The organism is Streptomyces sp. NPDC051322 (genome assembly GCF_040689485.1).
Taxonomy (GTDB): Bacteria; Actinomycetota; Actinomycetes; order Streptomycetales; family Streptomycetaceae; genus Streptomyces.
Map to the genome: position 1 here is coordinate 314958 of NZ_JBFBAK010000002.1, position 22745 is coordinate 337702.

At 69.1% G+C, this 22745-nt stretch carries 13 protein-coding genes, 1 tRNA gene and 1 pseudogene; 9 read left to right on the forward strand and 6 right to left on the reverse strand.

Features of this window, described 5'->3' with window-relative positions; genetic code table 11:
• Window positions 1–19: 19 nt before the first annotated feature.
• From AB0436_RS05640 to AB0436_RS05650, 3 genes are read left to right on the forward strand one after another with little or no spacing between them, the layout of a single operon-like run.
• Window positions 20–1699: an extracellular solute-binding protein gene (locus tag AB0436_RS05640; protein WP_366466424.1), complete on the forward strand. Its 1680-nt coding sequence runs from the start codon at window positions 20–22 to the stop codon at window positions 1697–1699.
• Window positions 1696–3156, forward strand: coding sequence for a M1 family metallopeptidase (locus AB0436_RS05645; RefSeq protein WP_366466425.1), 1461 nt, complete (start codon window positions 1696–1698; stop codon window positions 3154–3156). Before AB0436_RS05640 ends, AB0436_RS05645 begins: the two co-directional genes overlap by 4 nt.
• A complete protein-coding gene (locus AB0436_RS05650; protein WP_366466426.1) occupies window positions 3153–5333 on the forward strand; it encodes a right-handed parallel beta-helix repeat-containing protein in 2181 nt (726 codons plus the stop codon). Before AB0436_RS05645 ends, AB0436_RS05650 begins: the two co-directional genes overlap by 4 nt.
• Before the next feature lie 18 nt (window positions 5334–5351).
• Here AB0436_RS05650 and AB0436_RS05655 read toward each other — a convergent pair whose 3' ends face one another.
• Window positions 5352–6248 carry a transketolase gene (locus AB0436_RS05655; protein ID WP_366466427.1) on the reverse strand — a complete coding sequence of 299 codons (897 nt, stop codon included), beginning with the start codon at window positions 6246–6248 and terminating at the stop codon, window positions 5352–5354.
• 24 nt (window positions 6249–6272) lie between these two features.
• Window positions 6273–6968, reverse strand: a complete 696-nt coding sequence (locus AB0436_RS05660) for a transketolase (RefSeq protein WP_366466428.1) — start codon at window positions 6966–6968, stop codon at window positions 6273–6275.
• A gap of 144 nt (window positions 6969–7112) precedes the next feature.
• Here AB0436_RS05660 and AB0436_RS05665 point away from each other — a divergent pair.
• The 3 genes from AB0436_RS05665 (at window position 7113) to AB0436_RS05675 (ending at window position 12331) form a co-directional block, all read left to right on the forward strand.
• A tRNA-Pro gene (locus AB0436_RS05665) sits at window positions 7113–7186 on the forward strand.
• Window positions 7187–7642: 456 nt separating this feature from the next.
• Window positions 7643–8965 carry a DUF4157 domain-containing protein gene (locus AB0436_RS05670; protein ID WP_366466881.1) on the forward strand — a complete coding sequence of 441 codons (1323 nt, stop codon included), beginning with the start codon at window positions 7643–7645 and terminating at the stop codon, window positions 8963–8965.
• 234 nt (window positions 8966–9199) lie between these two features.
• Window positions 9200–12331: a glycoside hydrolase family 2 TIM barrel-domain containing protein gene (locus AB0436_RS05675; RefSeq protein WP_366466429.1), complete on the forward strand. Its 3132-nt coding sequence runs from the start codon at window positions 9200–9202 to the stop codon at window positions 12329–12331.
• A gap of 12 nt (window positions 12332–12343) precedes the next feature.
• On the opposite strand, the gene AB0436_RS05680 is transcribed toward AB0436_RS05675, so the two are convergent.
• Complete coding sequence (locus AB0436_RS05680; protein WP_366466430.1) at window positions 12344–12907, reverse strand: hypothetical protein; 564 nt, start codon at window positions 12905–12907, stop codon at window positions 12344–12346.
• A 52-nt stretch (window positions 12908–12959) separates the two neighbouring features.
• The gene (locus tag AB0436_RS05685; RefSeq protein WP_366466882.1) at window positions 12960–14738 is read right to left on the reverse strand and encodes an alpha-L-fucosidase; all 1779 of its coding nucleotides are present in this window, start codon (window positions 14736–14738) and stop codon (window positions 12960–12962) included.
• Between the two features lie 544 nt (window positions 14739–15282).
• Here AB0436_RS05685 and AB0436_RS05690 point away from each other — a divergent pair.
• Window positions 15283–17588, forward strand: a pseudogene (locus AB0436_RS05690) (glycoside hydrolase N-terminal domain-containing protein).
• A gap of 129 nt (window positions 17589–17717) precedes the next feature.
• Here the strand turns inward: AB0436_RS05690 and AB0436_RS05695 are convergent.
• Window positions 17718–19910 carry a discoidin domain-containing protein gene (locus AB0436_RS05695; RefSeq protein WP_366466431.1) on the reverse strand — a complete coding sequence of 731 codons (2193 nt, stop codon included), beginning with the start codon at window positions 19908–19910 and terminating at the stop codon, window positions 17718–17720.
• 243 nt (window positions 19911–20153) lie between these two features.
• Here AB0436_RS05695 and AB0436_RS05700 point away from each other — a divergent pair, with 243 nt between their 5' ends.
• On the forward strand, window positions 20154–20876 hold the full coding sequence (locus AB0436_RS05700) for a CDP-alcohol phosphatidyltransferase family protein (protein ID WP_366466432.1): 723 nt from the start codon (window positions 20154–20156) through the stop codon (window positions 20874–20876).
• Here the strand turns inward: AB0436_RS05700 and AB0436_RS05705 are convergent.
• Complete coding sequence (locus AB0436_RS05705; protein ID WP_366466433.1) at window positions 20836–21354, reverse strand: adenylyltransferase/cytidyltransferase family protein; 519 nt, start codon at window positions 21352–21354, stop codon at window positions 20836–20838. The two genes, AB0436_RS05700 and AB0436_RS05705, sit on opposite strands and share 41 nt — an antisense overlap.
• Window positions 21355–21536: 182 nt before the next feature.
• On the opposite strand from AB0436_RS05705, the gene AB0436_RS05710 reads away from it, so the two are divergent.
• A complete protein-coding gene (locus AB0436_RS05710) occupies window positions 21537–22742 on the forward strand; it encodes a glycosyltransferase family 4 protein (protein WP_366466883.1) in 1206 nt (401 codons plus the stop codon).
• The last annotated feature ends 3 nt before the right edge of the window (window positions 22743–22745 follow it).

The window sequence follows — 22745 nt, forward strand, 5'->3', positions numbered from 1 at the left end:
CCCTCCCTCTCTCAAGGAGATGTCCGTGCCGAGCTCCACCTCGCTCAACCGCAGAGCACTTTTCCGAATGGGGGCAGGCCTGGGTCTCGGCCTCGCCGCCATGCCCGTGCTCGCCGCCTGCGGCGACGGCGGCGCCACCGCCAAGGCCGAGGCCAAGAGCGCCGCCCTGCTGCCCGACACGGTGGTGCGCAACGTCGGCATCGAACCCGACCTGCGGGGCACGGCGGCGGGCGTGCCGCAGGCCTTCTTCAGATACCCGGCCACCACGCCGCGCGCCACCGCAGGGCAGCCGCTCAAGGGCGCCGAGCCGATCACTGCCGCCATGGAGACCTTCTCCCCGCCGCCTCCGGCGCGCGGGAAGAACGCTGCCTGGCAGGCGATCGAGAAGCTGCTCGGCGGGCGGGTCGACATCACGGCGGTGCCCACCGACGACTACTCGACCAAGTTCACCACGATGGTCGCCAGCGACAGTCTGCCGGACATCTTCATGTATCCGGAACTCGGCGGCGTCGACAACAAGGCGGCGTTCCTCGCGGCGAAATGCGCCGATCTGACGCCCTTCCTGGCCGGCGAGAAGGTCAAGGACTACCCCAACCTGGCGGCGATCCCGGAAGCGGCCTGGCAGGGGAGCATCTTCGGCGGGAAGCTGTTCGGTATCCCGATCTCCCGGATGGGAACCGGCGGCGCGGGCTTCTACCGGCACGACCTCTTCGCCGAGATCGGCATCACCAGCCTGGACGAGATAACCGGTCTCGACAAGTTCGTCGAGGTGTGCAAGGAGCTGACCCGCCCCAAGAAGGACCGATACGCCATCATCGCCGGCGCCACCAATCTGCTCGCCATGTCGGCCGGGGCGCCGAGGGACTGGCGGATGGATCCCAAGACGGGCAAGTTCGTCACGGACCTGGAGACCGACGAGTTCCGGCTGGCCATCGAGACGGCGCGCAAGCTCTACCGGGCGGGCTGTTACTACCCCGGCACGATCGGTATGTCCGGTGCGCAGAAAGCCCAGTACACCGACATGTTCAAGAACGGCAAGGGGGCCTACGTGTACGACGGGATGCCGTCGTACTACACCCCGAGCACCGGCTACGTCGCGGCGATGGCGGCGGTCGACAAGAAGTACGACCCCAGGCCCATCACCCCGTTCACCGACAAGGCCATCGCTTGGATGGACAACGTCGCCCTGCAGAACACGCACATCAAGAAGGCGTCCACCGAGCGGGTCAAGCAACTTCTCGCGCTTGCCGACTTCGCCGCCTCGCCCTTCGGGAGCGAGGAATACACCCTGATGAACTACGGCGTCGAAGGCACCGACTTCACCCGGAACGCCGACGGCAACCCGATCCTCACCAAGAAGGGCAGCCAGGACATCACCGTTCCGTGGAAGTTCCTCGCCTCCGCTGTCCCCGCCGTGTTCAGCACCGATACCGAGAAGGGGGTGCGGTACGTCCATCAGGCGTACGCCAAGATGATCCCGATCATGGAGCAGGACCCGACCCTCAAGGTCTCGTCGCCCACCTGGGACTCCAAGGGTTACGGCAGCCTCTACACCCTCAAGCAGGACGGCCTCAAGGACATCGTCTCCGGCCGCAAGCCCATGTCGTACTACGACCAGCTGACCAGGGATCACCTGGCAAAGGGCGCCGAGCAGGCCCGCCGCGAGTTCGAAGAGGCCGTCCAGAAGGGGAAGAAATGACCACCAGACGTGGAGTTCTCCAGGTAGCCGGCGCGGCGGTGGCCGCAGCCGTGACTGTACCCGTCGTCGGCGCGCCTGCTCTGGCCCGGGGCTTCGATCCGCAGCCCGGCTCCAGCGGCGTCGGCGACCCGCTGTACCCGACACTCGGCAACGGCGGCTACCAGGTCACGCACTACGACCTGACCTTCGACTTCACCCCGGTGACCTACGACTTCACCGGGACCGTGCGGATATCGGCGCGCGCCACCCAGGACCTGTCCGCTTTCAATCTGGACACCGACGGTCACACCATCGACGCGGTCACCGTCGACGGCCGCAGCGCTCGCTGGGACCTGTCGGCGGGCAGCAGCGGCCAGGAGCTGACGGTCACTCCGGCCGACCCGCTGCACAACGACCGGCCCTTCACCGTGGAGGTCCGCTACCGCGGCAACGGAAAGGCCGCACGGCTCGGGCTGACCGGCTGGGTCTTCGGCAGTGACGGCGGGTTCGCCTCGGCGGCGCAGTCCTCCCGCGCCGACACCTTCCTGCCCTGTAACGACACGCCGTCCTCCAAGGCCACCTGGACCTTCCACATCAGCGCGCCGGCCGGCTATGTGGCAGCCGCCAACGGCGAACTGCTGCGCAAGTCTCCGCGCCCCGACGGCTCCGCCGTCTGGCACTTCGCGCTCCGCGAACGGATGCCCACCGAACTGCTCGGCATCGCGGTCGTCAAAGGCACCTACCTGTACGGCAGCAGCCGCACCGGTCTGCCGCTGCGGCACATTGTGCCGCAGGGTCTTGAGGACACCTACGCCCCGATCGTCGCGCGCACCGCCGACCATCTGGCCTGGCTGGAGGCGAAATTCGGCCGCTTCCCGTTCTCCACCTACGGTCTCCACATCTACGGCGGCTACACCGACGCGCTGGAGAACCAGACCCTCACCCTGATGGGCACCAACTGGTTCAAACCCAACGCCACCGGCAACCCGACCTATGAGAACACCATGGTCCACGAGCTGACCCACCAGTGGTTCGGTGACTCCGTCACCCCGCACGACTGGCAGCAGGCCTGGCTCAACGAAGGCCCCGCCACCTACTACGCCGCCGTGTACAGCGAGGAGCGCGGCTGGTCGGTTGTCGCGGACAAGATGAAGTCCACCTACGAGAAGCTGGACGCGGTGCGCGCCGCCGACGGTCCGCCCGGCCTGCCCGAGGGGCTGGGCGGCAGCAACATCTACGACGGCGGGGCGCTCGTCCTCTACGCCCTCAACCAGCAAGTGGGGCAACGGACGTTCGACCGGATCATGCGCGCATGGGTGCAGCGCTTCAAGGACTCCACATACACCAGTGAACAGTTCATCCGGCACACGGTCTCCGTCACCGGTGACCGCACCCTGGACCGCTTTCTGCGCGACTGGCTGTTCGGCGCCACGAACCCGCCGATGCCGGGCCACCCCGACTGGAAGGCTGCCGCATGAGCCGCCGCGTCATCACCGTGTTCGCCGCAGCCGTCGCGCTGCTCGCCACCGCGCCGGTCACCCGGGCCGCGGCGCCCGCACACCAGGAGGTCCTTTACGCTTCCCCGAACGGCACGGGAACGGCCTGCACGCACGGCCGGCCCTGCTCCCTCGACGGCGCCCGCGACAAGGCGCGCACCGTGCCCGACGGCGCGGTGACGGTCGAGCTGGCCGACGGCACCTACACCCGCGGCACGGCCCTGCAGCTGACCGCCGCCGACTCCGGCACCACCTGGACCGCAGCGCCCGGCGCTCACCCCGTCCTCTCCGGCGGCCGTGGGATCACCGGCTGGACCCGGGCGGAGAACGGCGCCTGGACCGCCCAGGTCCCCGACGGAGTCACCCCGCGCCAGCTTTTCGTCAACGGGGTGCGCGCCACCCCGGCCCGCGGCGCGGCCTGCCCGGCCGGCGTCTGTGACGCGACCCGGACCGGCATGACCGGCGCCAGGGCCACCGGCATCGCGGACTGGCAGCGGCCCACCGACGCCGAAGCCGTCATCAAGGTCCGCTGGCGCAACTACCACTGCCGGATCTCCGGCGTCAGCGGCGACAACCTGACCTTCGCCCAGCCCTGCTGGACCAACTCGGCGAGCGGCACCGGCCGCACCGGCCCCGCCTGGGACTCCACCACGGTGGACTCCACGCGCTACTCGGGTGTCGCCTTCTTCGAGAACGCGCCCGAACTACTCGACCAGCCAGGTGAGTTCGTCCGGGACTCGGCCGCGCACACGGTCACCTACCTGCCGCGCAAGGGCGAGAACATGCGGCATGTCACAGCCGTCACGCCGTCCACCGAGCACCTGATGACGGTCGAGGGCGCCCACGACGTCCGTATCCAGGGGATCGGCTTCGCCTACGCCGCCTACCAGCAGCCCAACTCCGATGAGGGATACGCCGGTACACAGGCCGGACTGACCCTCACCGGGGCGACCGGCCCCGTCGATCACGCCGGCCGGTATTACACCAAGCCGTCCGCCGCGCTCCTGGTGCGGGGCGGTCGCCGCATCACCGTCGAGCGGGCGTCATTCACCCACCTCGGCGGTGCGGGGGTGACCCTCGAAGCCGGGACCAAGGACTCCGCGGTCACCCGCTCCGATTTCACCGACCTGTCGTCGGGCGCCGCGTACATCGGCGACACCGAGCCCATGCCCGCGCCCCAGCTGGCCGGTGAGGACAACACCTTCTCGTACAACACGGTCAGCCGGGCCGGTGTCGAGTACACCGACGCCGCCGGTGTCTGGGCCGGGTACGAAGCCGGGCTCACCATCGACCACAACACCCTCGACCGGCTTCCGTACTCCGGTATCTCGGTCGGGTGGGGCTGGAACCAGCCGGAGTCCCGGACATCGGTGCTCCGGGACAACAGGATCACCGACAACCGCATCACCAACGTCATGCAGGTCAAGGACGCCCAGCACGACGGCGGCGCGATCTACACCCAGGGCGCCCAGCCCGGCACGGTGATCTCCGGCAACTACATCAACCGTTCCGCCTACGGGAACACCGAGCGCGACGGCAACGGCATCTACCTCGACGAGCAGTCCTCGTACATCACAGTCGAGAACAACGTGCTGACCAGGCTCGGCTACAAGTGGGTCTCCAACTGGGCCGACTACGGCATCCACAACAACGCCCGAGGCAACTGGGTCGACACCGACGCACCCGCCCTCGCTGGTACCGGCTCGACGATGACCGGCAACCACACCCGACTCGACCGGCTCCCGGCAGCGGCCGTCAAGGTCGCGGCAGCTGCCGGGGCTCACGGCGGGGCGGTGGAGCAGCTCGATCCCGACCTGGCCCGTACGGGCACCGCCTCGCAGTCGTCCACCGACGGAGCCGGCGCGGCGCTCGCTGTCGACGGCGACACCACGACCGACAGCCGCACGCTCGCCGAGCCGGGCGCCTGGTGGCAGGTGGACCTGGGGTCCGTCCAGCACGTCGGCCAGGTCGAGATCTGGAACGACGCCGCGACGACGACGGCCGGTTTCGACGTCCGCACCGATCGGGGAACCGTTCACGTCAGTGGCAAGGCGCTGCACCCGACGCTGCTCGACTTGGACACCCGCACCCGGTACGTGCGGATCCAGCTCACCGGTACCGGACGCGTGGGACTCGCCGAGGTCCGCGTCCACCGGTGAGCTCGGCCGCCGGCCGGCCTACCGCAGGAAATCCGTGATGCGCCGCCGCAGCGACTCGGCGTCGAGGCCATGAGCTGCGGCGTGCTCATCGATTCCCCCGTAGCGCCGCAGCTCACGCCGGCCGACCCCGAGCCCCAGCACCCGGTGCGGAAGGTCGGCCAGCGCGTCGTTGGCGGCGGCCGTCGACGTATCCGCAAGGTACGGCTCGACGAGCACCACGTCGGCCCGGTCGGGGGCGGCCGCCGCCCAGCGCAGCGCCGCCCGGTCGAAGGGTCGCACCGTCGTGGCGTACAGCACGGTGACATCCAGCCCCTCGGTCGCGTCGAGTACGGCGTCCAGCATCGGCCCGACGGCGATCACCACCCCTCCGTGCCCCTCCCGCAGGGTGACGAATCCGTCGCCGGTGACCGGGTGCGATCGCCGATTGGCCTGCACCGACAGGCGCACGTACACCCGGTCGTCCCCGGCCACCGCATGCCGCAGCAGCGTCTCGGCCTCGTCGGGGTGGCCCGGGACGTGTACGGTCCAGCCGTCCAGGGTGTCCAGCAGCGCCACATCGCCGGGGGACATGTGGGTGAAGCCGCCCGCGGGCCAGTCGTACGAGGCCCCGGCGCTCACCAGCACCCCGCCCACTCCCTGATGCCCGAGGTCCAGTTTCACCTGCTCGAAGGGGCGCTCGACGAGAAAGCTCGCGAAGGTGTGCATGATCGGGCGCATCCCGGTCAGCGCCATACCGGCACCCGCGCCGATCAGCAGCTGCTCCCGGATACCGACATTGACCACCCGGTCGGGGTGCTTCCCGGCCGCGCCGAGGAACGCGTCGCCGGTGATCTCGGCCAGCACCAGGGCGACCCGTGGGTCCTCGTCCAGCAGCCTGGACGTGGTGGATACGAAGCGTTCACGCATGGTGTCCATGACAGGTTCTCCTCCTATCGGGTTCTATCGGGCGTTCTGCGGTGCGACGGCGTTCTTCGGCTCGACTCGGGCGATCACGGCGTGCGGCCTGCCCGGATGCGGTGCGGTGAAGGCCGCGTACAGGTCGGCGTGGTCCCTCCCGTCCGCGGACCGGGTGGACCAGCCCGCCGCGGCGAACCGGTCGGCGATGCCGCCCGGCCTGCCGTACCGCGCGGAGGCGTTGTCGATCACCACCGTGTGCAGCTGTTCGAGCCCGGCCGGCCCGGCGTAGGCAACGGCCTCGTGCACGGACCCTTCGTCGAGTTCCGCGTCGCCGATCAGCACCCATACCCGGGGCCCGGTCAGCCCTTGCGCCCGCAGCCCCAGGACGGTGCCCACACCGAGTGGCAGGCCGTGCCCGAGGGAACCGCTGCCGATCTCCGCGCCGGGCACCAGCAGCCGGTCCGGATGGTGTCCGAGCGGGGAGTCGTACGAGCCGAAGCCGGCCAGCAGGTCCTCGGCAAGGAAACCCTTCGCGGCGAGGACCGCGTAGAACGCCATCGGGCCGTGCCCCTTCGACAGCAGGAATCGGTCCCGGTCGGGTGCGTCGACGGTCTGCGGGGTCACCCGGAGCACCCGGTCGTAGAGCACCCAGAGCGCGTCCAGGGTGGACGTCGCCGCGGGGCCGTGCTTTTCGTCGCCCGTCATCAGGGCCATCAGTCGGTTCAGGTCCTTGGTCATGCGGCCGACGATCCAACATCAAGCGCGGTTGAGGTCAAGCGGACGCGGTCGGCGCCGGGGAGGAATGACGTTCGTGATCACCCGCCCGAGTGCGGTATTGTTTCCGTGCGCGTTCGGCCGGAGTTTCCTCGGTCGCGCGGGTATCGGGACGTGGCGCAGCTTGGTAGCGCACTTGACTGGGGGTCAAGGGGTCGCAGGTTCAAATCCTGTCGTCCCGACTCGTGAGAGTCGCATGTCAGGGCCGACTTCGGAGGTATTCGAAGTCGGCCCTTGATCTTTTCCGGGGACTGGGAGACCGGCGTCCGTGGCCGGGAGACGTCGGTTCCGCTGCGCGTCCCGATCGAGGATGCGCGATGGTTGCCCGGTGGGGCCACCTGGCGTACCCGCAAGAACGTGCTGTGTGCCCTTCCCTCTCTTGTCCCGCGCCACCGATGTCACCTAGACAGGGACTCCTATGCGGCGCGAAGGACCGAAGGAGTGCGTGCGTGCGGAAGCGGAAGCAGGATATGAGCGCTGCGCAGCGGCAGGGAAGCGAGCTGCGCGAGCCCGCCGCACTGCCGCGTTCCCGGGGCCCCAGGGAAGCGGCCGCTTTCGCCGACCGGCTACCGGGCGGGCAGTCGCCGGCGGCCGTCCTGGCGCTGCAGCGTTCCGCGGGCAACGCCGCGGTAGCCCGCATGCTGGAGGTGCAGCGGCATGTGCACGGGACGTCCTGCGGTCATCGTGAGGCCTCTCCGGAAGAGGCCCCGGTGCAGCGCCGGACGGCCGTGCACGACGTATTGAACCTGCCCGGCCGGCCCCTGCCCGGGCCGCAGCTGCACGACATGGAGGCGCGGTTCGGCGGCGTCGACTTCAGCGACGTACGGATTCATGACAACGCGGCCGCGAAGAAGTCGGCGCAGGAGATCGGGGCCCGCGCCTATACCTCCGGCTGCCACATCGTCCTCGGTGAGGGCGGCGGCGACCGTCATACGCTCGCCCACGAACTCACGCATGTCGTCCAGCAGCGGCAGGGCCCCGTCTCGGGTACGGACAACGGCGACGGCTTGAAGGTCTCCGATCCGTCCGACCGGTACGAGGTCGCCGCGGAGGAAAACGCCCGGCACGTCATGTCCGGGGGCGCCCCGGCCACCGGCCACACGTTCCAGCGGGCGATGGCCGAGGACACGGGGCCCACGCGCGCCGTGCAACGCCGCAAACCGTCGGCCGACGCCCCCACGGAGCACTACGCGGCCAAGGCCCAGGAACACCCCGAATGGCTCGTATTCCAGAAGCTGATGCAGCAGGGTGGATTCCCGGCGGACGTGATCGAGAGCGCCTGGCAGCTTCTGCTGGGTGGCGTCCTCGAACAGGACGAGCTGAACCGGCAGTCCGCGGACGAATCGATCGACCCCGCGGAGCGCCGTAAGCTCCGGGCCTCGAACACCTGGTATCGGGAGCTCGTCCATCTCGTGGGCGACCACCTGAAGATCACCACGCCTACCTTGGCGCTCTGGTCGGGCGGCTTCGACGTGAGCGTCTACGCACACGGGAAGGGACACACCTCGCTGGAGTTCACCCGGCTCGGGAAGGTCGTGGACCAGTTGGAGCTGCACGCCAACTGGAAGCTTCAGGCGCCACTGTGGAACGTCCTCTCCACCGCATTCGTCGAGCGCGCGACAGGCCCGGTGCACGTGTTCCTGCGGGCCTACAACCCCGACAGTGTCCTGATCGCGCAGGAGATCCCCCAACTCCGCACGATCCAGCGGCTCAATCCCGCCGTCACCCTCATGTGGCATCCGCTCTACACCACGCCTGATGGGAAGATCAAGGAAATCTCCGAGGATTTTCAGCTCACCGGTAACGCGGAATACCGCAGCCGCGACAAGTGCGTGAGCGTGATGTACCACTACCTGATGCGCTTTCACGACGAGAGCAACAGTAAGGCGTCGATGGCGTACGGGGAGATGAACGAACTCCTCGCGAAGAACGTCAATCCGAAGGCGGACGTGGTCCAGTAGCGCGATGCTCGCGCTCAGCGGCGTTCAGCACGCCGGCCCGCGCCGTGGTGAGCAGCCGTCTGCCGGCGTACAGCGATCCCTGCGCGGCTCTTGACGTATACCTGTGCGGTGAGGTGAGAATCTGTGCGCTGACGGTGGGTTGTGTTGACTCCTGGGGCGGGATGGCCCGTCAGCTCGTACCCCTGCGCCACAGGTGAAGCCGGACAGACACTCGCCGACAGAAGGAGGATCGCCATGGCGGTCACTCGCAGGTCGTTGCTCATCGCAGGCACCGCCGTACCGATGCTCGGCGTGCTGGCCTCGGCCGCCGATGCGCAGGCGGCCCCGCGCCCCCGGGCCTCCGGCGGACGGACCGTGGAGCTCCGGGACGGCTGGCGGTTCGCGCTGGTCAACCCGGGCGGGATCACCGACCCCACCGGCGACTACGCCCGAGCGGCCGACCCCGATTACGACGACTCCAGCTGGCGGCGAGTCGCGGTGCCCCATGACTGGAGTATCGAACTCAGCCCGACCACCGAGCGCGGCACCACCAGCGGCACCGGCTTCTTCCCCGGCGGCCTCGGCTGGTACCGCACGACGTTCCGGCTGCCGGCCGGGCTCGCCGGCCGCCGGATATCGGTGGAGTTCGACGGCGTCTACATGGACTCGAACGTGTACTGCAACGGCCATCTCGTCGGCAACCACCCGTACGGGTACACCGGTTTCGCCTACGACCTCACCGATCTGCTGCACACCGACGGCGCCACCGAGAACGTGATCGCCGTGCAGGTCCGCAACCAACTGCCCAGCAGCCGCTGGTACTCGGGCAGCGGCATCTACCGGAACGCCCGGCTGGTGATCACCGATCCGGTGCACGTCAAGCGCTGGGGCACCTATGTGACCACGCCGGATCTCGCCGCGACGCTCCGCTCCGGGCACGCCGTGGTCCGTGCACAGATCGACGTCGTCAACGAGTCGGGCACGGGCAGGACCGTCACCGTTCGCTCCACCGTCCTGGACTCGCGGGGCCGCACGGTGGCGCGCGCCCACTCCGCACTCGACGTCGGCGCGGAACCCGGCACCGCCACCCACGAGATGAGAGTCGACCGGCCGCAGCTGTGGTCCTTCGACACCCCGCACCTCTATACGCTCCGGACCGGCATAGAGGTCGACGGGGCCGAGGTGGACAGCTACCGCACCGACTTCGGCATCCGGCACGCCACCATCGACCCGGACAACGGGCTCTCGCTGAACGGCAACTACGCCAAGATCCAGGGCGTGGACCTGCACCACGACCTCGGCGCCCTGGGCTCCGCCGTCCACATGGACGCGATGGAGCGGCAGATGACCCTGATGAAGAGCATGGGCGTGAACGCCTTCCGGACCTCGCACAATCCGCCCCCGCCGGAGATGATCTCCATCTGCGAGCGGCTCGGCATCATCATGATGGTGGAGGCGTTCGACTGCTGGCAGCGTGGCAAGAACCGCTACGACTACGGGCGCTTCTTCGACGCCAACAGCGACGCGGACATCGCCGAGATGGTCGGTGCGGCCCGCAATTCCCCCGCCGTGCTGATGTGGTCCATCGGCAACGAGATACCCGACTCCACCTCCACCGCTGGACTGGCCATGGCGGAACGGCTGATCGACGGCATCCGCGCGCTCGACACCACGCGGCCGGTCGTGATCGGTTCCGACAAGTACCGCTCGCTGCCCGCGGTCGGGTCGGCAGCGGACCTGATGCTGGCCAAGCTCGACGGGCTCGGACTCAACTACAACACCGCCGCATCGGTCGACGCCCTGCACGCCCGCTACCCGCACCTCTTCCTCTTCGAGTCCGAATCCTCGTCCGAGACCTCGACGCGGGGGGCCTACCAGGAGCCGGAGCACCTCAACACCGGCGAGAACCACACCCCTGGCAGGCGCGAGACGTCCTCGTACGACAACAACCTCGCGTCCTGGACGATCAGCGGGGAGTACGGGCTGAAGAAGGACCGCGACCGGAAGTTCTTCGCCGGACAGTTCCTCTGGTCGGGCATCGACTACATCGGCGAGCCGACGCCGTACGACGTGTTCCCGGTGAAGGCCTCGTTCTTCGGCGCGGTGGACACGGCGGGCTTTCCCAAGGACATGTACTACCTCTTCCGCAGCCAGTGGAGCAGCGAACCCATGGTGCATCTGCTGCCCATGGACTGGACCGGCCATCGGCGCGGCGACGACGTCGAGGTCTGGGTCTACTCCAACGCCGACACCGTGGAGCTGTTTCTCAACGGCAGGTCGCTGGGGGTGCGGACGTTCGACCGCAAGACGACGGAGGACGGGCGCGGTTACCTGGAGACGACCGAGCCGACCGGGGACGACAAGACGGTCACCTCGGGTCCGTACCCGGGGAGTTACACCAGCCCCAACGGCAGTGCCGGAAAGCTGCATCTGTCCTGGACGGTGCCCTTCGCCCCCGGCGAGCTCAAGGCAGTGGCCCGGCGGGGCGGCCGGACGGTGGCCACCGATGTGCTGCGTACGGCCGGCGCGCCGCACGCCGTTCGCCTCACCCCCGACCGCAAGAGCCTGGCAGCGGACGGCCGTTCGCTGTGTTTCGTCACGGCGGAGGTGGTCGACTCGCACGGTGTCGTCGTGCCTGACGCCGAAGACGTGATCGCCTTCGAGGTCACCGGCGGATCCCTGGCGGGCGTCGACAGCGGCCGTCAGGAGAGCGCCGAGCGCTACCAGGCGAGCACCCGGGCCGCCTTCCACGGGAAGGCGCTCGCCATCGTCCGGTCCGGCACCCGAGCCGGCAGCGTCACCGTCACGGCTCGCGCAGCGGGACTGCGTACGGCCACCGTCTCGGTCCGTGCCACCGGTCCGGGATCACGACCGGTGACTCCTGCCGGGTCTTTCGAGCCCGACCCGGGGCCGGGCGCCCCCACCTACCCGGTGGCGGACGCCGGCTATTCCGGGGCGCCCACCACGCTCCCCGCGGCGATGCTCGACGACGACCCGGCCACCGGCTGGTCCAACGCCTTCCACAAGGCCGCCACCGCCCTGCTGCCGGCCTTCGCGGGCGCCCGCCCCGCCGACTGGGTCTCGGTCGACTGGGGCGAGGAGCGTACGGTGCGCCAGGTCGACGTGTCGTTCACCGTCGACGCGACCCACACACTGCCTGCGTCGGTACAGGTCTCCGTCTGGGACGGCCACGGCTACGCACCCGTCGACGGCGCGACCACCACCTGGGCCATCGGGTCGGACCGGCCGACGACGATCACCTTCGACCCGGTGCGCGGTTCACGGCTGCGGCTGGACCTGACCAGCGCCCGACCGGGTGCCCTGGACGGAGCCCAGCGCATCAGCAGGCTCGACGTACCGGGCGGCTGGGAAGTGCCGAAGGCCTGACGGATCGGGGAGTCACTCCTCGAAGTACGCGTCAAGGACCTCGTCGAGCTGTGTGGTCCACTCCGCGAGGAGGTCCTTGCTGCGCGCGGTGACGTCGGTCTCGTACCGGTGCCGGTTGGTCAGGTGGACGATGACGCTGAGCCGGCGCCCGTACTTGGAGGCGTCGAACTCGACGGCGCCGATCTCGTCCCAGCCGAACTCGGCTTCCTGGTCGTCCAGCCGGAACACCAGACCGGCGCGGTTCGCGACGATCGCACCGCGACGGTCGGCTGCCTCGAAATCGGGGCCGGCGTCGCTCTCGCCGGTTCCGGCACCGGGATCCGCCAACGACGGGACCGGGTCAGGCTCCGGCACCGGGGTATCCGGCGTGGTGGCCTTCGGCGCCTCGGCCTCCGGTTCCGGGGCCGGCTCGGCGGGGATCCGGTCTGTCACCTCCTCGGCGGCCTTGTCGTCCACCGGGCTCGGCGCCTCGTCCACGGGCGCTGCGGGACGGGCGGGTATGAGGCCGGGAACGAACGCCGGATCGGTCGCGGCGCCGTGTATGGGCGGGCTCTTCGGGCCTATCTGCTGTTCCACGGTGCGCAGTATGGACGATGTACCTGTGTGACATCCAGTTCCGGGAGCCCGGCTACTTCGGTGGCACGTTCAGATGGAGGGCGGCCGACGCGAGGCGCGGGGCCGCCCGGGCCTGAAGGATCCTGATGCGGATGCGGTCGGTACTCACCGGTGCCGGCAGCACGACGATACGGGCGTAGCCGATGGTGGTGCCGGTCGCGATCTCCTGCCAGGCGGCGCCGGTCCAGATGTCGACCGCGAAACGCTCCACCTGCTGCCCCCGGGTGATGTCCTCACCGAGCCGGACACGGTCGAATGTGCGGGCCGCCGCCGGTGTGAGCACCACGGCGCCGGTGGTGGCCGCGTGCGACGGCGACCACCCGGTGGCGAGGCGGCCGTCGGTGAGCACGCGCAGCGCGGGGTCACGGCGGCCGCGGCCGGGGGTGAGCAGGTTGTGGCCGTACGTCGCGGTGATGGAGTCCCCGAACGCGGCGAGGGAGTCGACGTCCTGTGCGGCTATACGCCCGTCCCGGCCCGGCGGAACGTTCAGCAGGAGCACGGCGTTGCGGCCCACCGACTGCTCGTAGATCGTGACCAGCTGCTGCGGTGTCTTGGGTTTCTCGTCCGCGTGGAAGAACCAGCCCTGGCGCAGCGAGACGTCCGCCTCGGCGGGGAACCACTGGAGAAACTCGATGCCGGGTGCGGTGATCTTGTCGCGGGAGCCGATATCGGCGGCTTGCGGGCCGTCCGGCAGCAGCCCTTCGCCGTGCGCGGTGGCGGGGTCGGCGGTAGCGGGGGTGACGCTCCATTCCGTGGTGCGTCCCACCCCGCTCTCGTTGCCGATCCAGCGGGTTCCTTGCGGACCCGCGAAGGTGACGGTGTCCGGGGAGAGCGCGTGAATGAGCCGGAACCAGGCGGTGAAGTCGTACTTCTCGGTGATCCCCGCCGCACTCCAGGGGTTGGCGCCGTCGAGCCACAGCTCGTCGATGGGGCCGTACTGCGTGAACAGCTCGTAGAGCTGGTTCAGGTAGTACGCGTTGTAGTCATCGGCCTGGACGGTGAAGGACGGGATGCGGCGTGCGGCCAACGCGGTGGCCCGGTCGTCGTCAGACACCAGGGTGGGAATCGTACGGCTGACGATCCTGCTCCCGTTTCCGTAGCGGCCCTGGCCGCCGGGGGCGCGGTCGCCGTCGTCCACCGTGGCTTGCTCCTCGATGCTGAGCCCTTGCCCCGAGGCCTGCTTCGCGCGCAACTGCTCGACGTACCGCGCGTGCCAGGCGTGCGGCTGCTCGGCACCGTCTGCGGGTGAAAGGTATACGCCCACCTTGAGACCGGCCCGGCGGGCGGCCGCGAGGTAGGTGCCGAGTATGTCGCCCTGCGGATTACGGCAGCCGGCGTTCCTGACCCGCCAGTAGGCGGCCGGGTCGTCGATGCGGTCGGCCTGGGCCCGTGCGCGGGCCTCGGCGGTGGCGTTCCGCTCGGCCTCGGAGCACCCCTCGGTGCGGACCCACCAAGGGCTGGCGGTCACTGAGTGGTTGGTGTAGCGGGTGGGGAACAGGACGAAGCCGTCGTGGTGTTTGGCCGTGAACATCACCTGGCGGGCGCCGGCCGCCCGGTAGGCGCGCATCCATTGATCGGGATCGATCCCGGAAGGGTCGAACGTCGCTTCGTCCTCGGCCCCGGAGCCCCATTCACGATCCGTGAAGGTGTTCATACCGAAGTGCGTGAAGGCGGTCACCTCCCGCTGCTGCCAGGAGACTTGAGAGGGCCGTGGGACGACTCGGGATGCCTTCCTGACGATGGTGTCCGGGGTGTCGGATGCGTCAATCGCGATCTGCGACGCGTAATTAATCCGATGTCTGCCGAGGGACGAGCCGCTGGGATCGCCTGTTCCTGGGGAGGCGACTGCGGGTGTGGCGGCGAGAAATGGCGCGGCGGTAACGCCTATCCCCAGGGCCAGTACGCTTCGTCGCTCGACAGGCGTTCCCATGAGTACTCCTTCGGATCCGTGGATGCAGGGTGGCGCGAGCGGTCTAGACATCCAATGTCTGTCCGGGCAGCAGTCTGCTGCGCGGCCAGTCGCCTTGACAAGGGTTCGTACCGGAAGAGCCGTCAGGGAGTGACGAGGTGCGCATGGTCGACCCTCGGCGAAGGGAGGGGTCGATACATCGGATCTATCGTGCTCAATTCACTCCCCATGGCGGTCCTTTCGGCGCAGAACGTTGACGTCGCACCACAGAGCTCGTACGTTTCCGACGCCCGCCGCACTCCTGCGGCACTCACGTCGAAGGGACCGGAAGATGACGAGCTCCGCCGAGCAGTCCTCGACCTCGCGCCGCACCGTGCTCCGAGCTGCGGGAGGGGCCCTCGGAGCGGGGCTCGCCCTCGGCGGCGGGATGCGGCCCTTCACGGCGGCCGCCGCCGTCCGCCGCCCGGCGGCCGCCAGGGTGCACCGGGTTTCCGAGGCACGCGCCGTGACGCTGCGCTATCCGGCTCCCGCCGAGGAAGCGAAACTCATCGAACAGGGGCTGCCTATCGGCAACGGCCGCATCGGAGCCCTCTCGACCGGGGGCCCCGCGAGCGACGTCCTCTACCTCACGGACGCCACCCTGTGGACCGGCGGACTGAACGACGCACTGCAGGGCGACGGACAATTTCCGTACGACACCACGCACTTCGGCTCTTTCACCCTGCTGGCGAAGGTCACCATCGACCTCCCCGGCCACGCGCCCGCGGCCGTCACCGGCTACTCCCGCCGTCTCGACCTGAGCAACGGCCTCAGCATCGTCACCTACGACCGCGAAGGCGTCACCTACCGTCGCGAGACGTACGCCAGTCACCCCGACGAGGTCGTCGTCATCCGCCTCACCCGCAGCGGCGGCGGCCGGTACACCGGCTCCGTCACGCTCGACGGATGGCACGGCGAGACGGCCACGGCCGACGCCACCACGGTGTCGCTCGCCGCCGCGCTCCCCAACCAGCTGAAGTACGCGGCCGCGGTTACCGCCACCAGCACCACCGGAACGGTCACGGCGGTCGGCAACAAGGTCACCTTCACGGACTGCGAGGACGTACTCCTCGTCCTCACCGGCGGCACCAACTACACCCCCGACGACGCCACCGCTTTCAAGGACCCGGCCGTCGACCCGCGCGCGGTCGCCGCCGGCCGGATCCGGGCCGCCGCCACAGCGGGACCCGCGGAGTTGTTGCGTACCCACCTTGCTGATTACCAGGCGCTCTTCGGTCGGATGACGGTCGATCTCGGGCGCTCCAGCGATGCCCAGCGTGCCCTCGACACCGCCGCGCGCCTCACCGCTCTCGGAGCGGCGGATGCCCCGGCCGATCCGGAACTCGAAGCCGCCTACCTGCAGTTCGGCCGCTACCTGATGATCAGCGCCTCACGTGACAGTGTGCCGATGAACCTCCAGGGCCTGTGGATCGACCGCACCGACCCCGACTGGATGGGCGACTACCACACGGACATCAATGTCCAGATGAACTACTGGCTCGCCGAGCGGGCCGGCCTGCCCGACTGCTTCGACGCCTTCCTCGACTACTGCTCCGCGCAGACCCCTCGTGGACCCGCACCACGCAGAAGCTCTTCAACGACCCCCGCAACGGCTTTCGCAATTCCAGTGGCAGAGTGGCCGGCTGGACGACGGCGATCTCCACCAATATCTACGGCGGCATGGGGTGGTGGTGGCACCCGGCCGGAAATGCCTGGCTCTGCAACTCGCTCTGGCAGCACTACGAGTTCACCCAGGACCGAGCCGTACTCAAAAAGATCTATCCGCTGCTCAAGGGCGCCTGCGAGTTCTGGGAGGCGCGGCTGGTCACCACCACCGTCACCGACCCGGCCACCGGGGGGACCCGCGAAGTACTCATCGACGACAGCGACTGGTCGCCCGAGCAGGGGCCCACCAACGCCAAGGGCATCACCTACGCCCAGGAGCTGGTCCGCGACCTCTTCGTCAGCTATCGCGCCGCCGCGGCTCTGCTCTCCCGCGACGCGGGCTACGCGAAGACGATCGCGGGCCTCCAGTCGCGTCTCTATCTCCCGCAGGTCAGCCCCAGGACCGGCTGGCTGGAGGAGTGGATGACCCCCGACAACCTGGGCGATACCACGCACCGGCACCTCTCGCCGCTCATCGGACTCTTCCCCGGCGACCGGATCACCCCCGAGGACAGTCCCGCTGAACTGGTCACCGGCGTGCGGAACCTGCTCACCGCCCGCGGTATGACGAGCTACGGCTGGGCGTGCGCCTGGCGGGCGGCCTGCTGGGCGAGGCTCAAGGACGCCGAGAAGGCGTACCAGCTGATCCGCACCAATCTGAAGCCGTCGGTCGACACCAGCAACGGCACCTCGCCCAACCTCTTCGACATGTACGACCTCGGCTCCCGGGCCACCCTGCAGATCGACGCCAACTTCGGTACCCCGACCGCGATGCTCGAGATGCTTCTCTACTCCCGCCCGGGCGTTGTGGAACTGCTCCCCGCCCTGCCCGTGGCCTGGGCCGAGTCGGGACGCGTCACCGGCATCGGCGCCCGCGGCGGCATCACCGTCGACCTCGCCTGGCGCGACGGGAAGGTCACCGAGGCGACGCTGCACAGTACCGGTGGTGCCACCACCGAGGTAAGGGCCGGTGCGTGGCGGTGCACGGTCCGCCTGAAGCCGGGCAGGACGGTGACCCTGCGGCCCTGAGCGGAGGGCCGGGACGGCAGCCACCCCTGAACGCCGTGCGCCGGCGGACGCATGAGGCCCTCCCGAGCGATGCTCCGGGAGGGCCTCGTACAGGGTCGGTGCGGAGTGGCAGACGTCAGCCGGCCGTCGTCACGGGTAGGAGACGACGTTGGACGGGACGGTGGAGCTGCCCGACGTGGGCGCCCCGGTGTTGTTGATGACGTGGTTGTACTGACCCTTGCCGCCGAGCGAGACGACGAGGACGTCGTGGAACTTCACGCCGGGCTTGTCGGGCACCAGGAAACCCCGGTCCTGGTGGATGGTGTCGTCGGCGGTGAAGTTGCAGTAACTGCCGAGCCCCCAGGCTTCGTGTTGGGTGACGGAATCGGCGACCTTGTAGGCGGCGTAGCCCTTGTTCGGGCCGTCCTGAACGGCTGCCTGGCTCGGAGCGTCGTAGGCCTTCTCGTTCTGGAAGAAGATAGTTCTGCCGTTGTCGCCGTTCCATTGGACGTCGTACTTGTTGAAGTGTTCAACGAACAAGCCGGTGGCCAGGACGTTGTCGCCGTTGACGGTGAGGCCGTAGTCGGCGCGGTTGGTTTCCCAGCCGACTCCGGTGCCGTGGTCGGCTCGCCACAGCCAGGTGTGGTCGATGATGGTGTTGTTGCTGTTGATCTCCATGCTGGTGGTTGCCTTGCCCGCACCGGCTCCGCCGATGCGCACGAACACGTCCTGCACGGTCGTCGGGTCGGCCGAGTGATCGGCAGCCGAGCCGGCCGGACCGACCTGGAGCAGCACCTGCGAGTTGACCGGGCCGGCGTCGATGAGGAAACCGGCCAGCTTGACGCCGTCCACATCGGCGACCTTCATCGCCGTGACGCCGTTGTCCGGGACGATCGTGGCGAGGCCGAGACCCAGGACGACCGTGTCGGCACGGTTGACGTTGATCGACTGGTCGAGGTGGTAGATGCCCGGGGTGAACAGCAGGTTGAGGCCCTGGGCCAGCGCCTGGTTGATGGTCTCGGCGGTCGCTCCGGCCTTGACCACGTAGAACTGGCTCAGCGGGATGGAACTGCCCTGCGGGGCGCCGTGGTCCCAGGTGACGCCGCGGGCATTGGTGCGCTTCGCGGGCACGAACACCTTGTAGGTGTTGCCGTCCAGGTACAGGAACGGCTTCTCGCGGGAGACCGGAGTGGTGTCCAGGGTCGTGTAGGGCGGGTTCGGGAAGCTCTGCGCGGGCGCCCCCTGGACGCCGGAGAAGGTCATGTTCCAGACGCCGTTGGTCCAGCCACCGACCGAGCTGTCCCGGGTGTACCACTGCTGCTGGGAGTACGGTCCCACGGTGCCGTCGATCTTGCTGTCGGCGATGTAGCCACCACTGGCCCAGCCGTAGCCGTTGGGCGCCAGATTGAGTCCGCCCTTGACGTGCATCCGTCGGAACGGCGCGGCCTGGGCGACAGCCCAGCGGTCCGTACCGCTCACCGGATTGAGGGCGAGGTTCTCGGCGGATCGCCAGAAGTTCTGGGTGGCGTTTCCGTTGAACCAGCCGGCGTCGACGGTCACATCGCCGTTGAAGGTCGTGTCGTCGGGGTTGAGGCCGAGGCCGGCGATCGAGGTGTAGAAGCCGAGCTGGGCGTTGATGTTGTTGTACGTACCCGGCTTGAACAGGAGCGCCTTGCGGCCGTCGCCGAACTGGGCCGACTCCTGCTGGTGGAAGACCTCGTCCACCTTGGCCTGAATGTCGGGCGTGGACGGGTCGAAGACCATGACGTTGGGACCGAGGTCGCCACCGCCGGGAATGGTCCCGCCACTTGTGCCGCCGGTGGTGCCGTAGACCTGGAACTCCCACAGGGAGTACCCGTAGCCGGTGGCTCTGGCGGTGCCGTTCATCCGGACGTAGCGGGCGGTGCCGGCGACGGTGAGCGTCTCGGTGCCGCCGGGCCCTGCGGTGGTGGAGTAGGCGTCGGTCCAGTTGGTGCCGTCGGTGGAGAGCTGGATCCGGTACGCCTTGGCGTACGCGGCCTCCCACTTGAGCACGACCTTGCTGAGCGTCGCGGTCGAACCCAGGTCGACCTGGATCCACTGCGGATCCGAGAAGGCGCTCGACCAGCGGGTGCCGTCGTTGCCGTCCACGGCATTGGCTGCCCCGGTGCCGCCGTTCTCCTCGCTGGAGGCGGTGACGGCCTTGCCCTGGGAGAGCAGCGCGGGGTCGGCGTGGGCCTGCGTGGGCGTGAAGGCGAGAAGCAGCGCGGCCAGCAGGGCGGTCACTACCAGGGCGGCTGTGCCGCGCCGTTCCGGTAGCGCGGATCGCTGTACAACCGGCAAGCCGGCGGGGGGTGCGGACATGAGCAACTCTCCTGAGTCGACGGGGCGAGCAGAAATGGAGAGCGCTCTCCTGCGCAGTGATGCTCCGCCGTTGGCTTGGTCACGTCAAGAGTTGTGTACATGATGATTAAACGATCTTGGTTGTGAACAACAAATGACGACAGGCTTGCGCTGTCTCTCGGGCGAGAGGAGGGTGCGGTCTTGAAGGCCGCGGCATACCTGCGATGATGTTCACACTTTGTGCACAGATGACCCGGGGGGGCCATGGGAACCGTAGGTACCGCACTGCTCGAACTGAGAACGGCGCAGAAGTCGGCCAAGGGAGTGTCGCTCTACTCCCGTTTCGTGAACCGGCCGGTGGGGCGCTACCTGGCAGCGGGAGCACACGGGCTGCGGCTCACGCCGAACCAGGTCACGTTGATCAGCGCGGCATTCAGCTTCGCCGCCGTCGCCGCTGTCGCGGTGGGGGAACCGTCCTGGGGCACCGGGCTCGCCGTGTGGATCGGCCTTGCCGTGGGCTTCGCCTTCGACTCCGCGGACGGACAACTGGCCCGGCTGCGCGGCAGCGGCAGCGCGGCGGGGGAGTGGCTGGACCATGTGGTGGACTGCGCGAAGATCACGGCGCTGCATGCCGCCGTGCTCATTTCGTTCTACCGGCACCCCGGTCATTTCGGCGTCCGGGACGTGGCGTGGCTGCTGGTGCCGATCGGCTTCCAGTTCGTCGCGGTGGTGACCTTCTTCGGTGGGTTGCTGACCGAGAAGCTCACACCGCGCCCGGCGCCCGGCAGCCCCGCCGCAACGCCGTCCACGCTGCGGGCGGTGGCCCTGCTCCCGGTCGACCACGGCGTCTTCTGCCTGGTGTTCCTGCTGCTCGGGGCGGGGGGCGGGTTCCGCTGGGCCTATACGGCGCTGGGCGCGGCCGGCGCGCTGTTCCTGCTCGCCTTCCTCACGAAGTGGTTCCGGGAATTGAGCGCAGTCCGGCGTTGAACTGCGCGTCGGGGCCGAAAGCAGCCGGACCGAAGGAGCCCTCGGGTTCGGCCAGTACGTCCAGCGCGCGGCGCAGTTGGGTGCTCGAGGTGTGCACCGTGTACGGGAAGTAGACGATCTCGACGCCGACCGCGGCGAAGTCCTGCTCGAGCTTGTCGCCCTTGGCGGTGCCCCGCCAGTCGTCGCCCTTGAACAGCACGTCGAAGCGGACCTGCTTCCAGGTCTCGACCTTGTCGGGAACGGTTTCGACGAAGGCCGCATCCACGTACTTGACGCTGCGGACGATTTCCAGCCGTTCGACCAGCGGGATCATCGGGCGCCGGCCCTTGGCCCGCTCGGCCATCTCGTCGGAGACGACCCCGGCGACGAGATAGTCGCACTGGCTCCGTGCATGACGAAGGATGTTCAAGTGTCCGATGTGGAAAAGATCGTAGGCACCGGGTGCGTACCCGACCCGGTGCCGCCTGCTCGTTGTCATGAATGCCCCCCTGCGCACCACACCCCCCGGCGTGGCTGGAGGTACTGACGATAGCGTGCACATTCCGTTCCGGTTGAGTGAACGATTAGGGTGACAACGGGCTCACCTCTGGGGGAAGGGATCGCCGCGTGGTAAAGACGCGACGCATCGGTACATCGGCTGGGCGCAAGCGCCGTCTGCTGCTGGTGTCCACGAACTACGCACCGGAACACGCCGGAATCGGACCGTATGCGACACAGATTGCCGAGCACTGGGCGGATCTCGGTCATGAGACGCACGCACTGACCGGTATGCCGCACTACCCGTCCTGGTCGACGGACCCGGCCTACGCGGGAGTCTGGCGGCGCACCGAGGAGCGCGCCGGTGTCCGCGTGCACCGCAGACGCCACAGCGTGCCGCCCCGGCAGACCGCCGTGCGGCGCGCCCTGTTCGAGGGCACGGTCCTGCTGCACGGGCTGGCCGCTCCGCCCAGGATCGAGCGGCCCGACGCGGTGCTCGCCCAACTGCCCAGCCTGGCCGGCGGGGTGCTCGGGGCCCGGCTGGCGGCCCGCTGGAAGGTGCCCTACGTCCCCGTCGTGCAGGACCTGATGGGCGCCGCGGCCGCGCAGAGCGGGATACGCGGGGGCGACCGTGCCGCCGCGCTGGCCGAGCGCGCCGAGCGGTATGCGCTGCGGCGCGCGACCCTGGTGGGCGTCATCCACGAGACGTTCATCGACAAGGTCGGTGCGATGGGCGTCGACCCGGCCCGGATACGGCTGGTGCCCAACTGGAACCACATACCGGGCCCTTCACGCCCGCGTGCGGAGAGCCGTGCCCGGCTCGGCTGGCGGCCGGACGACACCGTCGTCCTGCACTCCGGGAACATGGGCCTCAAACAGGGCCTCGAGGTGCTGGTCAACGCCGCCAGGCGCGATCCGTCGCTGCGGGTGGTGCTGATGGGAGACGGCAACCAGCGCGAGACACTGGGCCGGCTGGCGGCGGACGTCCCCAACCTGGTCTTCCTGCCGCCCGCCGAGGACAGTGAGTTCCCGGACATTCTCGCGGCGGCCGACGTACTGGCCGTCACCCAGCGCGCCTCGGTGCTCGACATGAGCGTCCCCTCCAAGCTGACCTCGTACTTCGCGTCCGGCAGGCCCGTGGTGGCGTCCGTCGCCCCGGAAGGCGGCACCGCACAGGAGGTGCTGCGTTCGGGAGCCGGGGTGCTGGTTTCGCCGGAGGATCCGGACGCACTCCTGGCCGCGGTGCGTAGACTCGCCGGAGATCCGGTGACGGCCGATGCTCTGGGGGCGCAGGGGCCGCGCCATGTGGCGTCCCACTTGTCGAGGGATGCCGGCCTGGCGCGGATCGACGCACTGATCGATGAGGCCTTGGGGGGTCCAAGCACGTGACGG